This window comes from Pseudomonas sp. EA_15y_Pfl1_P101, assembly GCF_963970835.1.
GTDB lineage: Bacteria > Pseudomonadota > Gammaproteobacteria > Pseudomonadales > Pseudomonadaceae > Aquipseudomonas > Aquipseudomonas tritici.
In genome coordinates this window covers 1-13115 of record NZ_CAXAPA010000026.1, presented here as the reverse complement: position 1 = coordinate 13115, position 13115 = coordinate 1, and the positions used below count along the sequence as shown (strand labels likewise).

General features: G+C 62.2%; 12 protein-coding genes. 6 read left to right on the top strand and 6 right to left on the bottom strand.

The annotated features are described in order from the left end of the window. Positions 1-2: 2 nt before the first annotated feature. Positions 3-1973, bottom strand: a complete 1971-nt coding sequence (locus AACY36_RS27075; protein ID WP_339419713.1) for a sigma-54 interaction domain-containing protein — start codon at positions 1971-1973, stop codon at positions 3-5. Positions 1974-2148: 175 nt separating this feature from the next. Here AACY36_RS27075 and AACY36_RS27070 point away from each other — a divergent pair, with 175 nt between their 5' ends. From AACY36_RS27070 to AACY36_RS27060, 3 genes are read left to right on the top strand one after another with little or no spacing between them, the layout of a single operon-like run. Beyond that, complete coding sequence (locus AACY36_RS27070) at positions 2149-3168, top strand: Gfo/Idh/MocA family oxidoreductase (protein WP_339419712.1); 1020 nt, start codon at positions 2149-2151, stop codon at positions 3166-3168. Next, positions 3165-3944 carry a TIM barrel protein gene (locus AACY36_RS27065; protein ID WP_339419711.1) on the top strand — a complete coding sequence of 260 codons (780 nt, stop codon included), beginning with the start codon at positions 3165-3167 and terminating at the stop codon, positions 3942-3944. Before AACY36_RS27070 ends, AACY36_RS27065 begins: the two co-directional genes overlap by 4 nt. A gap of 19 nt (positions 3945-3963) precedes the next feature. Next, entirely contained in the window at positions 3964-4890 is a 927-nt protein-coding gene (locus AACY36_RS27060; RefSeq protein WP_339419710.1) for a sugar ABC transporter substrate-binding protein, read from the top strand. A 114-nt stretch (positions 4891-5004) separates the two neighbouring features. Here the strand turns inward: AACY36_RS27060 and yghU are convergent, their stop codons facing one another. Both yghU and AACY36_RS27050 read right to left on the bottom strand, forming a co-directional pair. Further along, complete coding sequence (yghU, locus tag AACY36_RS27055) at positions 5005-5838, bottom strand: glutathione-dependent disulfide-bond oxidoreductase (RefSeq protein ID WP_339428127.1); 834 nt, start codon at positions 5836-5838, stop codon at positions 5005-5007. A 103-nt stretch (positions 5839-5941) separates the two neighbouring features. Further along, a complete protein-coding gene (locus tag AACY36_RS27050) occupies positions 5942-7165 on the bottom strand; it encodes an MFS transporter (RefSeq protein ID WP_339438994.1) in 1224 nt (407 codons plus the stop codon). A gap of 65 nt (positions 7166-7230) precedes the next feature. Between AACY36_RS27050 and AACY36_RS27045 the strand changes: the two genes are divergently transcribed. Both AACY36_RS27045 and AACY36_RS27040 read left to right on the top strand, forming a co-directional pair. Beyond that, complete coding sequence (locus tag AACY36_RS27045) at positions 7231-8229, top strand: AraC family transcriptional regulator (RefSeq protein ID WP_339428131.1); 999 nt, start codon at positions 7231-7233, stop codon at positions 8227-8229. Between the two features lie 80 nt (positions 8230-8309). After that, positions 8310-8906: a glutathione S-transferase family protein gene (locus AACY36_RS27040; protein ID WP_339419707.1), complete on the top strand. Its 597-nt coding sequence runs from the start codon at positions 8310-8312 to the stop codon at positions 8904-8906. Between the two features lie 140 nt (positions 8907-9046). Here the strand turns inward: AACY36_RS27040 and AACY36_RS27035 are convergent, their stop codons facing one another. After that, positions 9047-9814: an SDR family NAD(P)-dependent oxidoreductase gene (locus tag AACY36_RS27035; RefSeq protein ID WP_339419706.1), complete on the bottom strand. Its 768-nt coding sequence runs from the start codon at positions 9812-9814 to the stop codon at positions 9047-9049. A gap of 136 nt (positions 9815-9950) precedes the next feature. Between AACY36_RS27035 and AACY36_RS27030 the strand changes: the two genes are divergently transcribed. Further along, positions 9951-11099 (top strand): aldose epimerase family protein, encoded by a 1149-nt coding sequence (locus AACY36_RS27030; RefSeq protein ID WP_339419705.1) that lies wholly within the window; start codon positions 9951-9953, stop codon positions 11097-11099. 55 nt (positions 11100-11154) lie between these two features. Here the strand turns inward: AACY36_RS27030 and araH are convergent, their stop codons facing one another. Continuing rightward, positions 11155-12123, bottom strand: a complete 969-nt coding sequence (araH, locus tag AACY36_RS27025) for an L-arabinose ABC transporter permease AraH (protein ID WP_339419704.1) — start codon at positions 12121-12123, stop codon at positions 11155-11157. 9 nt (positions 12124-12132) lie between these two features. Next, positions 12133-13115 (bottom strand): ATP-binding cassette domain-containing protein (locus AACY36_RS27020; RefSeq protein ID WP_339419703.1); only part of this gene is annotated, 983 nt, incomplete at its 5' end.

Genomic DNA, 13115 nt, shown 5'->3' with positions numbered 1-13115 from the left:
GGTCAGTTGCCACGAAAATCCGTGGCATTCAGGCCGAACCGGCTCATCTTGTTATACAGCCCGCCCCGCGACACGTTTAGCTGCCGGGCGGCCAGGCGGATGTTGCCGCGGGTGCTTTCGAGCGCGGCGACGATGGCGTGCATTTCATGGCTGCTCAGGTCCTGGGTCGGTTGCACGTCGTCAGTGCGCACCGTTGCGCGCGGCTTGCTTTCCAGGGGCAAGTCGACAGGCTGGATCAGTTCACCCGTCGCCAGGTTGGTTGCCCGTTCAATGCTGTTTTCCAACTCCCGCACATTACCCGGCCAGCCGTAGGCCGAGAGCTGCGCCATGGCGTCCGGGGAAAAACCCTGCACCGATTTACGCAGTGAACGCGCGCAGCGGGCAAGAAAGTGCCGCGCCAGCAGCGGTATATCGTCGCGGCGCATGCGCAGTGGCGGCACGGTCAGGCTCAACACGTTAAGGCGGTAGTAGAGGTCTTCGCGAAACGCGCCCTCGGCCACCGCCTGGCTGAGGTTGCGGTGGGTCGCGGCGATGATGCGCACATCCACTTGCCGCGAATTCTTCGCCCCCACGCGGGTGATTTCACCTTCCTGCAACACCCGCAACAGGCTGACCTGGGCATCGAAGGACATGTCGCCAATTTCATCCAGGAAGATGGTGCCGCCATCGGCCAACTCGAACTTGCCCGCCGAGCCGCCACGGGCCGAGCCGGTGAAGGCGCCTTCGACATGCCCGAACAGTTCGCTTTGCACCAGGTCTCGCGGGATGGCGCCGCAGTTGACCGCCACAAAGGGGCCATTGCAGCGGTCGCTGCCGTTGTGGATCGCCTGAGCAAACAGCTCTTTGCCGGTGCCGCTTTCGCCGAGGATCAAGGTGGTGGACTCACTGCGGCTGGCGATGCGGCCCAGGTGCAGCGCGTCCTGGATAGCGCGCGAGTTGCCCTGGATGGTTTCAAAGGTATAGCGAGCCTGGGTGCCGATAATGCGCCGGGTAATTTCGCGGATACGGCGGTTCTCGCGCACCGATACGATCACCCCGCCCTGCTCCAGCGGGCACACTGAAACCAGGCAAGCGAGCTGGCTGCGGTCGTGCAGGTGAAAGGTGCAATCCAGGTCGCGCACAGGCTCCCCCGTCGCATCACCCAACTCACTGCGGCCCAGGTGCTGGAACGGGCGACCGATCAGCTCCAGCCCCACCCGGAACAATTGCCGGGCATAGCGGTTGAGCGCCTTGATGCAGCCGCGCTCGTCCAGCACCACCAGGCCTTCGTTGAGCACTTCGAGGACGGTTTGCTGTTCTTCCAGCAGGCCTTGCAGGGCCATCTGCCGTGATACGGCTTCGGCCGCCGCCTGCACGGTGCCGAGGGTATGAAAGTGAAACCAGCCGGGCTCGGCGGTGAGTGTCAGCATCGCCAGGGTTTCACCCTGGGCATTCTTGATCGGCGCGGCGGCGCAGTGCATGCGACGCTGGCGCAGGCCACTACCAAAATTTTCCTCGGCCAGTACATACACCAGGCGATCTTCGGCCAGGGCCAGCCCGGTGCAGTTAGTGCCTTGCACGGATTCCAGCAGGCGGCTGCCCACCGGGGTGATGTCCAACCCGCAGAAATACAGGGTGGTGCCGTCGGCATCAGTGAGGTTGATATGGCCGCGCGGGTTGTAGGCCAGCAAGCCGTGCATGACTTGCGCAGCGGCAGCGATCAACACGCGGTGAGTTGCCAGGGTGGCATCAAGGTCGCGGGGCTCCACGAAGCGATACCCGCTGTCATCGGGATCGATACCGGCCTCGACGCTTCGCCGCCAGGAATCCCAGATGACTTGCCGGACCTCGCCTGGGCGCTCGACCCGGCCGGCCAGGCACTCCCGCCACGCCTGCTCGAGCGCGGCGACAGGTCCGTCATTCAGCGCGACAGGCCCCAAGGCAGTCAGGTAGTCGAGGTCTTGCACGCTGAACGTCATGGTCATCGGGGGCATCCGTGTTCATGTTTTTGACATGTCAGTATAGACATGCCATCAAAATGAACACTTTTTGTTTATATGTATTTATAAATCCATAAATATCAGCATGTTATGAATTGGCACAGCCCTTGCTCCTGCCTCTTTGCCCATCAGGACTGTCCTGAGGCCAATAATAAAAAGGGGTTATTTCATGAGTACACAGAACATCCGCCTGGGCTTGATCGGCGCTGGTCGCATGGGCAGCTTCCACGGCCTCACGGCTGCGCGACACATCCCAGGGGCCAGCCTCACAGCCATTGCCGACCCCACTCCCGGCCAAGCCGCCCGCCTCGCCGCTGAGCTCGGGGTAGCCAAGGTCTACACCGACCCCCAACAACTGCTCGACGACCCGGATATCGACGGCGTACTCATCGCCGCCCCCGCACGCAGCCACGCCGAACTGGTGATCAACGCCGCGCGCGCCGGCAAAGGCATCTTCTGCGAAAAACCGATGGCCATCACCCTGGACGAGGCCGACCGCGCCATCGCCGCCGCAGCCGATGCGCGCGTGCCGTTGCAGGTCGGCTTCAACCGGCGTTTCGCCAAGAGCTTCCGTACTGCCCACCTCGACGTCGTCGCCGGCCGTATCGGCACGCCGCAACTGTTGCGATCGCTGACCCGCGACCCGGCATTGAACAACCCGGCTGCTTCACCGCAATGGGTGATTTTCCTGGAAACCCTGATCCACGACTTCGACACCCTGCGCTACCTCAACCCCGGTGCCGAAGCGGTGCAGGTGTACGTAATGGCCGACGCGCTGATCGCTCCGGAATACAAAAGCAAAGGTTTTCTCGACACCGCCGTGGTCACAGTGCGCTTCGACAATGGGGCAATTGCCACCGCAGAAGCCAACTTCCAGGCCGTGTATGGCTACGATGTGCGCGGCGAAGTGTTCGGCAGCGCAGGCATGCTGACCATGGGCAGCGTCACTGAGTCCGACCTGGTGCGCTACCTGGCCCAAGGCATCCAGGCCGACACTCTGCGCCTGGACACCGACCTGCTGCGCGACGCCTACATCGCCGAACTCAACCACTTCGTCGACTGCCTGCGCAGCGGCGCCAAGCCCCTGGCCAGCGGCGAAGATGCGCGCGCGGCACTGGCAATTGCCCGCGCCTGCATCGAGTCGTTCGAAACGGGCAAGGCCGTCGCCGTGCAGGGAGCCCAGCGATGATCCCGTTCACACTGGCGGTCAGTGCCGAGATGGTGTTTCTCGACCTGCCCTTTATCGAGCGCGTACAGCGTATTCACGCGCTGGGGTTCAGCGCCGAGATCTGGAACTGGACCGACAAGGACATCAATGCCCTGGCCGCGACCGGTGCCGATTTCACCTCGATGACCGGCTACATCACCGGCACCCTCACCGACCCCGACGGCATCCGCCACTTGCTCGACAGCGCCCGCGAATCCTTGAGGGTAGCCGAGCAATTGAACTGCCCCAGCCTCAACCTGCACGGCACCGGCCTGGGTGACGGCGGCCTGCCCGTGCAACCGGTGTCCCGGACCACCGGCCGCATGTGGCTGAGCGCCTGCAAGACCCTGGAAAAAATCGCCCGCCTGGGCGAAGACGCCGGCCGCGTGTTCCTGCTGGAAAACCTCAACACCGACGTCGATCACCCCGGCACCCCCTTCGCTCGCGCCGACGACACCCTGGCACTGATCGAAGCCGTGGGCAGCCCACACCTGAAGATGAACCTGGACCTGTACCACGCGCAGATCGGCGAAGGAAACCTGATCGAATTGATCCAGCGCGCCGGTAGCGCCATCGGTGAAATCCAGGTCGCCGACGTGCCGGGCCGCCAGGAACCCGGCACGGGAGAAATCCACTACCCGGCCATTGCCAGGGCGTTGCACGCCATGGGCTACAGCGGCGTGGTCGGACTGGAAGGCTGGGCCAGCGGAGACAGCGAACTGGCCCTGGCGCGTTTCCGCCAAGCATTCACCCTATAACAATAAAAGGATCACCCTTATGAACCGCTATTCGTTGTTCGTTGCCACGCTGTTACTGCTGTTCAGCCAATGGACGTTCGCCGCTTACCGCATCGGCGTGAGCATCGCGCGGGTCGACGACAACTTCATGACCTACGTACGCACCGGCCTGGAAGCTGCCGCCAAACAGCAGGATGTGCAGATCCAGTTCGAAGACGCCCAGGGCGACGTGGTGCGCCAACTCAACCAGGTCGAAGGCTTCCTCAACCAGAAAGTCGACGCGGTGATCGTGCTGCCGGTGGATACCGCCGCCACCGCCAACATCACCCGCGCAGCCACCGCCGCGAAGACGCCACTGGTGTACGTCAACCGCCACCCGGATGAACGCACGCTGCCCAAGGGCGTCGTCACCGTGGCCTCCAACGACATCGAGGCCGGGCAATTGCAGATGCGCTACCTCGCGGAAAAACTTGGCGGCAAGGGCAACGTGGCGATCATCATGGGTGACCTTGCGCAAAACGCCACCCATGACCGCACCGAGGGCGCCAAACAGGTGCTCAAGGACTTTCCCGGCATCAAGGTGGTGGAGCAGCAAAGCGCCGAATGGCAACGCAGCAAAGGCATGGACTTGACCAGCAACTGGTTGCTGGCGGGCACGCAGTTCGATGCGATCGTCGCCAACAACGATGAAATGGCGATTGGCGCAGCCATGGCGTTGCAGCAAGCCGGCAAAGCCAAGGGTGAAGTGGCGATTATCGGCATCGACGGCTTGCCAGATGGCTTGGCGGCGATCAAGCGTGGCTTGCTGACGGCGTCGGTGTTTCAGGACCCGAAAGCCCAGGCAACCCAAGCGGTGCAGGCGGCGATCCGGATGATCAAGGGCGAGCCGATTGAATCGGAAGTGTGGGTGCCGTTTGAGCTGATCAAGCCGGAACAGGTGGCGGTGTTTGAGCAGCGCTACAAATAAACTTGGGTACACAAATCCAAATGTGGGAGCGGGCTTGCTCGCGAATGCGGTGGATCAGCCAATGAATCTGTTGACTGACACACCGCATTCGCGAGCAAGCCCGCTCCCACAGGTTTAATCCAGGTCGCTTGCAGAATGGCGCTCGGCCAACTGCTCCGCAGGCTCGCCGGATACCCGATTCACCCTACGCCCCCGCTGCACCGCCGGCCGCGCTTCAATCGCATCCGCCCAGCGCAACACATGCGTGTACTCATGCACCGCCAAAAACTCCGCCGCGCCATACAAACGGCCTTTTACCAACCCGCCATACCAAGGCCAGATCGCGATATCGGCGATGGTGTACTCATCCCCGGCAATGTATTCACTCACCGCCAGGCGCTGATCCAATACATCCAGCTGACGCTTGGTCTCCATGGCAAACCGATTGATCGCATACTCCATCTTGCTCGGCGCATACGCATAGAAATGCCCGAAACCACCGCCCAGGTAAGGTGCGCTGCCCATCTGCCAGAACAACCACGACAAGCATTCCGCACGCGCCGCAGGCTCAGTCGGGAAGAATGCGCCGAACTTTTCCGCCAGGTACTGCAAAATCGCGCCCGACTCAAACACACGAATCGGCGTGGCGCCGCTACGGTCCAGTAATGCCGGGATCTTGGAGTTGGGATTGACCCCGACAAAGCCGCTGCCGAACTGGTCGCCGTCGCCGATCTTGATCAGCCAGGCATCGTATTCCGCCCCGCTGTGCCCCAGGGCCAGCAGCTCTTCCAGCAAGAGGGTGACCTTCTGCCCATTGGGCGTGGCCAGGGAATACAGCTGCAGCGGGTGCCCTCCCACCGGCAGCGCCTTGTCGTGGGTTGCCCCGGCAATCGGTCGGTTGATGCTGGCGAAAGTGCCGCCGCTTTCGGTGTCCCAGGTCCACACTTTCGGGGGTACGTACTCGGTCATGCTGACTGCTCCAGAGGCGTTTTCGATCGACGTAGTGCTCCAGACTAAACCAAACGTTGCTGGAGCGTCACACAGTGAATGCCGGCCCATCCGCAAGGCCGGTTCAAAGATGCAGCGGTACGCCAGCGGCGCCATTGCGCGGCACGTGTACCCGTAGCGCAATCAACAAGGCTGCCAACAACATCAGTACCCCGGCGCCGAGAAACACACCGCCAATGCCACTGACACTGAACATCGCGCCCCCACCGGCCGCCCCCGCCGCGATGGCTGACTGCACCGAAGCCACGACCATGCCACCCGCACTTTCGGCTTGATCCGGCACGGCGCGAGCCACCCAGTTCGACCACGCCACGGGCACCCCGCCAAAGGCCATGCCCCACAGCGCCAGCAGCAGCGCCTGGCCTGGCAGAGAGGCAGGCAACAGCACCAGGGCGAGCGCCGCAACGCCGACCAATACCGGCATCAACACCAATGTGCCGCGTGGACAGCGCACCAGCAGCCAACCGGCCAGCAGCGTGCCGACGAAGTTTGCGGCGCCGAACCCCAGCAGCATCAAGGCCAGCCCTTGAGTCTGCACGCCCGTGGTGCTTTCCAGGAATGGCCGAATGTAGGTGAACAGCGCGAAGTGCGCGGTGTGTACCAATACGCAGGCAAACATGCCGATGGCGATGCCAGGGCGCAGCAGCACATCCAATACCGTGCGCAGCCGTGCACTGCCAGTGGGAGCCAGGCGTGGCAGCGTGAGCAGCTGGAACGCCAACGTCACCACGCCAACGGCGGCCGCGGCCACAAACGCACTGCGCCAGCCATACACATCGCCGAGGTAGCTGCCCAGCGGCACGGCAACCACCGTGCCCACCGCTATGCCACTGAAGATGATCGACAGCGCACGGGGCAGCAGCGACGCCGGCACCAGGCGCATCGCCACCGCTGCCGCCATACTCCAGAAACCACCCAGGGCGACGCCCAGCAGGATGCGCATCAACAGCAGCACCGCCAGGCTCGAAGACAGCGCCACCAACACGTTGGACGCGATCATCAGCATGGAAAACCCCAGCAGCACCACGCGCCGGTCGATCCCGCGCGTCAGGCCGGGCACCAGCAAGCCAGCGAACAACGCCACCACTGCCGTCACGGTTACAGCCTGACCAGCCAGGGCCTCCGACACCCCAAGGTCCATCGCCATCGGCGTCAGCAGGCTGGCCGGCAGGTATTCTGCCGTCAACAACCCGAATACCCCCATGGCCAGGGAAAACACCGCCATCCAGGCCGGGGTAGCGGGCTCCGCCTTGGAACGGATAGAGGCTTGAGCTACACAATCATTCATCACACGACATCCTCAGGAAATTAGCGCGACCGCCAGTCTAGGTTCGCCAACCCGGATGATCTATGATGCAAACCCTTGAGTTTTTGACCGAAACCCCGAACATGACTGCACCGGCCCCGTTCAATCTGTCGTCCGACCTTATCGATGAACTGCTGCGCGGCATGCGCCTGCGCGGGGTGCAGTACCAGCGCATTCAGGCCGGACCCCGCTTCGGCATGGGCTTCGACGCCAAACCCGGTCACGCCTACTTCCATTTCCTCGCCGCAGGTGTGGCCACCCTGCGCACCGACGACGGCAGCCTGTTTGAATTGTCGGCGGGCAATGCCGTGTTCATCTCCCACGGCGGCGCACATGCGCTGTTGTCCACGGCGGATGTCGCTGTGCAGGACATCAGCCGATTTGACGCCACCCCGCTGGGCGATACCGTCTGCGCCGTGGATGCATCGCCCGACACGCCCCCCAATACGTTGCTGTTCAGCGCCTGCATGGAGTTCGAAATCGGCAGTATCCAGGGGCTCGGCAGCCTGATGCCGGCCTTGATGCTGATCGATACCAAGGGCCAGCGCTACCCCGGCCTGATGCCGATCCTGGCGGTGATGGAGCGCGAAGTCGCCAGTGCTCGCGTCGGCTACTCGGGCATCCTCGCGCGCCTGGCCGATGTGGTGGCCGCCATGATCGTGCGGGGTTGGGTGGAATGCGCCTGCGGCAATGCATCGGGGCTGGTGGCAGCGTTGCGCGACGCACGGCTGGCCGGGGCCCTGCTTGCCCTGCATCAGCAACCAGGCCGCGATTGGAGCGTGGCCGAGTTGGCCGCGCACAGTCATACCTCCCGTTCGGTGTTCGCCGAACGCTTCCAAGCCACCCTGGGTCTTCCGCCGCTGCGCTACGTGACGCAATTGCGCATGCGCCTGGCCAGCCAATGGTTGACGCTGGAGCGCTTGCCCATCGAAGAAGTGGCGCTGCGCCTGGGCTATACCTCCCAGGCGGCGTTCAGTCGCGCATTCAAGCGCATCACCGGCCAGCCACCTGGAGCCAGCCGCCAGGGCTCCAGGAGCCCGGCATGAAACAGCGCCAAGCCATTGCGCAGGCTGATCCCGCGCCCTTACTCTCTTGAGCTCACCACGTAGCAAGCAATGGAGGTTTCATGAAACTGATCGGCATGCTGGACTCGCCTTACGTACGCCGCGTGGCGATTTCCCTGGAGCTGTACGGCGTGGATTTCGTGCATGAACCGCTGTCGGTGTTTCGCACCTTCAACGAATTCGCGCAGATCAACCCGGTGGTCAAGGCCCCGACCCTGGTGCTGGACGATGGCACGGCGCTAATGGATTCCAGCCTGATCCTGGACTACCTGGAAACCCTCGCCCCGGCTGACAAAAAGCTGCTGCCCCCGCAGCCCGCCGCGCGCGCCCATGACTTGCATGTGCTTGGGCTGGCGCTGGCGGCCTGTGAGAAGAGCGTGCAGATCGTGTATGAGCACAAGCTGCGCCCGGCCGAGAAACTGCATGCGCCGTGGCTGGAGCGTGTCACCGGCCAATTGCTGGCGGCTTATTCGCTGCTCGACAAGCAACTGGCCGACAGCGAGGCGCTGACTCAGGCTTCGATTACAGCGGCGGTGGCCTGGTCGTTCAGCCAGTTAACCGTGGCGTCGGTGGTCAAGGCGGATACGTTTCCCAACGTGAAGCGCCACGCCGAGCGCCTGGAGCAGCACCCGGCTTTCAAGCAGTACCCGATCGAATAAACACCATCGTCTCAAGGGGGTGCGGGCTTGCTCGCGAATGCGGTGGATCAGTCAAATAATCCGGTGACTGACACACAGCTTTCGCGAGCAAGCCCGCTGCCACCTTTGGCCTGCGTCGTTATGAAGTTAGCTAGCCCTGCCTAAACCCAGCCGCCATCCACAATAAAATTCTGCGCCGAACACATCGCCGACGCATCGGAAGCAAGAAACAACGCCATATTGGCGATGTGTTCCGGCAGCACACTGCCCGGCAAACACTGGCTGCGGCTGATCAGTTCCCTGGCGGCATCGTCGACCCACATCGCCAGTTGTTTCTCTGTCATCACCCAACCCGGCACCAGCGTGTTCACGCGGATGCGACTCGGCCCCAGTTCGCGAGCCAGCGCGCGGGTCATGCCGTGGGCGGCGGCCTTGCTGGCGGCGTACACCGGGTAGCCGGCGGATGCCATCATCCAGCCGACCGAGCCGAGGTTGATGATCGAGCCGCTACCGGCGCTTTTCATCATGGGCACCACGGCCTTGGCGGCGAAGAAAGCGTGTTTGAGGTTGACGGAGATCAGCCTGTCGAACATTTCCGAGTCGATTTCTTCCAGGGTGTGACGCACGTCATTGGCGGCGTTGTTTACCAGCACGGTGATCGGCCCCAGAGAGTGTTCGAAACGAGCGATGGCGGCTTTGTAGGCAATCTCGTCGGTGATGTCGCAGTTCACGAACTCCACAGTGTGCCCGCGGGAACTGAGCAGCGCCGCGAGGCGTTCGCCCTGGCTTTGCGCGCGGTCGACAAAGCCCACCTTGGCGCCCTGGGCGGCGAAGGCCCGCACCATGAATTCGCCGATCCCTGAGGCACCTCCGGAGATCAGGACGGTTTTGCCTTCAAGGTCGGGATACACGGCGTGTTGAGTACTCATAACATCTTGCCTCGCTCAATTAGTCTTATTTTATTTTGCAAAAACGGCTTTTAAGGCTATAAATTCGCTGTCATAACGACAAAATATCGCTATTAGTAGAACTATTCCACTCAAAACAACAAAAGGAAGTTCGACCATGAAGCCCCCTCGTTATCTGCTGTCAGGTCTCGCCATGTCCGTATTAATCGCCAGTGGCGGGGCTCACGCCGCAGGCCTCTCCAGTGAACACAAGCCTTTCGGTAAAACCAACGACGGCACCGCCGTCGAGCAGTACATCTTGCGCAACAGCCATGGCATGCAAGCCACGGTGATCACCTACGGCGGCGTGTTGCAGTCGCTGAAAGTGCCGGACAAAAACGGCAAGGTCGACGACGTGGTGCTGGGCTTTGACGACGTGCAAGGCTACCAGGCCGGCACGGCGTTTTTCGGCGCGACCATCGGGCGCTTCGGCAACCGCTTGGCCGGCGGTGCCTTTGAGCTCGACGGCAAGCGCTTCCAGGTGCCGCTCAACGATGGTCCCAACTCACTGCATGGCGGCGCCCAGGGCTTCGACAAACAGGTGTGGAAGGCCGCACAGGTCAACGGCAAGGACTCGGTCGGCGTGACCCTCACCTACCTGTCCAAGGACGGTGAAATGGGCTTTCCCGGCAACCTGAAAACCGAGGTCACCTACAGCCTCAACGAGAAAAACGAACTGCACATCGACTACAAGGCCACCACCGATAAACCCACGGTGCTCAACCTTACCAACCACAGCTACTTCAACCTCGCCGGTGCGGGGAATGGTGACATTCTCAAGCAGGTGGCGACCCTGCACGCCAGCCATTACACGCCGGTGAACGCCACCTTGATTCCAACCGGCGAAATCGCGTCGGTGAAAGGCACGCCGATGGACTTCCTGAAACCGACGCCGATCGGCCAGCACATCAAGGACGATCACCCGCAGCTCAAGTTCGCCGAGCCGAAACAGGGCGGGTTTGACTTCAACTGGGCACTCGATACCAAGGGTGACGTGAAACAGTTGGCTGCCCAAGTGCATGATCCTGAGTCGGGGCGGCGGTTGCAGCTCTACACCACAGAGCCCGGTGTGCAGTTCTATACCAGCAACTTCCTCGATGGTTCGGTGAAGGGCAAAGCGGGGAAGACGTATCTGCACTGGAGCGGTTTCACGTTGGAGACCCAGCATTTTCCGGATGCGCCTAATCAGCCGAAGTTTGCGTCTACCCGTTTGAATCCAGGGCAGACTTACACCCAGAACACTATCTTCAAGTTCTCCGCCGATTAAAACTGTGGGAGCTGGCTTGCCTGCTCCCACATTTAGATCTTCACATGGCAAGGGTTCAGCGTTGTTTCATGCGGTCGATGACCACCGCCAGCAGCAGGATCGAGCCGCGAATCACGTACTGATAAAACGTGTCGATGTTCTTCAGGTTCATCGCGTTCTCAATGATCGCCAAAATCAACACGCCGGCAATCACATGGCGAATCATGCCAACACCACCACTCAACGACACCCCGCCCAACACACACGCCGAGATCACCGTCAGCTCAAAACCCTGGCCGATCATCGGCTGGCCGGAGGTCATGCGCGAGGCCAGGATCACCCCGGCCAGGGCGCCGATCACACCGTGCACGGCAAATATCAGGATCTTGGTGCGATCAACGTTTACACCCGCCAGCAACGCCGCTTCCGGGTTGCCGCCGATGGCCAAGGTGTTGCGTCCATAAGTGGTGTAATTGAGCAGCCAGCCGAAAAACACGAAGCACAGGATGGTAATCAGGATCGGCACCGGCACGCCCAGCAGTTGGCCGTTACCGAAGATAAAGAACTGCTCCTCGGACACCCCCACCGCCTTGCCGTTGGCGAAGATATACGCCAGCCCGCGCACGATCTGCATGGTCGCCAGCGTGGTAATCAGCGCATTGACCCGCAGCTTGGCAATCACGATGCCATTGATCAGCCCCACAACCAGGCCCATCAGCAAGGCGGCGCCGATACCGAGCATGACGCTGTCGGTGTCGCGCATCACAATCGCCGCCACCACCCCGGCGCAGGCAATTACCGAGCCCACCGACAAGTCGAAGTGCCCCGACGCCAGGCAAAACAACATGGTGCAGGCGGCGATGCCCACCGTGGAAATCGCCAGGCCCAGACCGCGCATGTTCAGCGGCGAGAGGAAGTTGTCGATGAGCAAGGCGCACAGCAGGAAGATGCCCACCGCGGCCAGCAGCATCGCCCAGTTGTCGAGCAGTGCGCGCATGTCCAGGGGTTTGCGTGCCGAGGGCAACGCGTTGTCTTGGGTTGTCATAGTCGTCTCTCAGTTCGCCAGGCTGCGCGGCAAAGCCAGTTGCAGCAGGTTGGATTCAGTCGCGTGCTCGCGGGTTTGCTCACCCCGCAGTGCGCCTTCGCACAGCACCAGGATGCGGTCGGAGATGCCCATCACTTCCATCAGGTCGCTGGACACCACAATGACTGCAATGCCTTGGGCGGCGAGGTTATGGATGATCTGGTAGATCTCGGCCTTGGCGCCGATATCGATGCCACGGGTCGGCTCGTCCAGCAGCAGGACTTTCATCGGCATCGACAGCCAGCGGCCAAGAATGGCCTTCTGCTGATTGCCGCCGGACAGGTACATGATTTTCTGCGCCGCGTTGGGCGTTTTGACCTTCATCGCCTTGATTTGCTGGTCGGCGTTGCCCTTCTCCCACCCCTCGCGCAACAGCCAGCCGAACCGGGAGTGCGTGCTGCGTGCGCTGATATTGATGTTCTCGGCGACGCTGGACAGCGGAATGATGCCTTCCTTCTTGCGGTCTTCCGGGCACAGCAGCACGCCCGCGGCGATGGCATCGCGCGGTGAGCGCAGTTGCAGTGCTTGACCGCAGAGCTCCAGTTGACCGGCGCCCGCACGCTCCAAGCCGCTGAGCAGGCGGAACAACTCGGTACGCCCAGCCCCCACCAACCCGAACAAGCCGAGAATCTCGCCCTTGCGCACGTTGAAACTGATCGGCTCACGCAGGCCGGGGCCGAGCAGGCCATCGACCTTGAGCGCGACCTCGCCGTGCTCACGTGGGCGGTAGTCGTAAATGTCCTGGATATCGCGCCCGACCATGCAGGTCACCAACTGGTCGTGGGTCAGCGCGCTCATGTCCTCGAAGGTGCGCACGTAGCGGCCATCCTTGAACACCGTGACCGCGTTGCAGATGCGGAACACTTCCTCCATGCGGTGCGACACGTAGAGCACCACTTTGCCCTCATCGCGCAGGCGCGTGATGATCGCCATCAAGCGGTCGATCTCCCGCG

Excerpts from the sequence above, each read along its gene's own strand:
- AACY36_RS27075 (WP_339419713.1), bottom strand. The coding sequence starts at position 1,973 with ATGCCCCCGATGACCATGACGTTCAGCGTGCAAGACCTCGACTACCTG.
- AACY36_RS27070 (WP_339419712.1), top strand. The coding sequence starts at position 2,149 with ATGAGTACACAGAACATCCGCCTGGGCTTGATCGGCGCTGGTCGCATG.
- AACY36_RS27065 (WP_339419711.1), top strand. The coding sequence starts at position 3,165 with ATGATCCCGTTCACACTGGCGGTCAGTGCCGAGATGGTGTTTCTCGAC.
- AACY36_RS27060 (WP_339419710.1), top strand. The coding sequence starts at position 3,964 with ATGAACCGCTATTCGTTGTTCGTTGCCACGCTGTTACTGCTGTTCAGC.
- yghU (WP_339428127.1), bottom strand. The coding sequence starts at position 5,838 with ATGACCGAGTACGTACCCCCGAAAGTGTGGACCTGGGACACCGAAAGC.
- AACY36_RS27050 (WP_339438994.1), bottom strand. The coding sequence starts at position 7,165 with ATGAATGATTGTGTAGCTCAAGCCTCTATCCGTTCCAAGGCGGAGCCC.
- AACY36_RS27045 (WP_339428131.1), top strand. The coding sequence starts at position 7,231 with ATGCAAACCCTTGAGTTTTTGACCGAAACCCCGAACATGACTGCACCG.
- AACY36_RS27040 (WP_339419707.1), top strand. The coding sequence starts at position 8,310 with ATGAAACTGATCGGCATGCTGGACTCGCCTTACGTACGCCGCGTGGCG.
- AACY36_RS27035 (WP_339419706.1), bottom strand. The coding sequence starts at position 9,814 with ATGAGTACTCAACACGCCGTGTATCCCGACCTTGAAGGCAAAACCGTC.
- AACY36_RS27030 (WP_339419705.1), top strand. The coding sequence starts at position 9,951 with ATGAAGCCCCCTCGTTATCTGCTGTCAGGTCTCGCCATGTCCGTATTA.
- araH (WP_339419704.1), bottom strand. The coding sequence starts at position 12,123 with ATGACAACCCAAGACAACGCGTTGCCCTCGGCACGCAAACCCCTGGAC.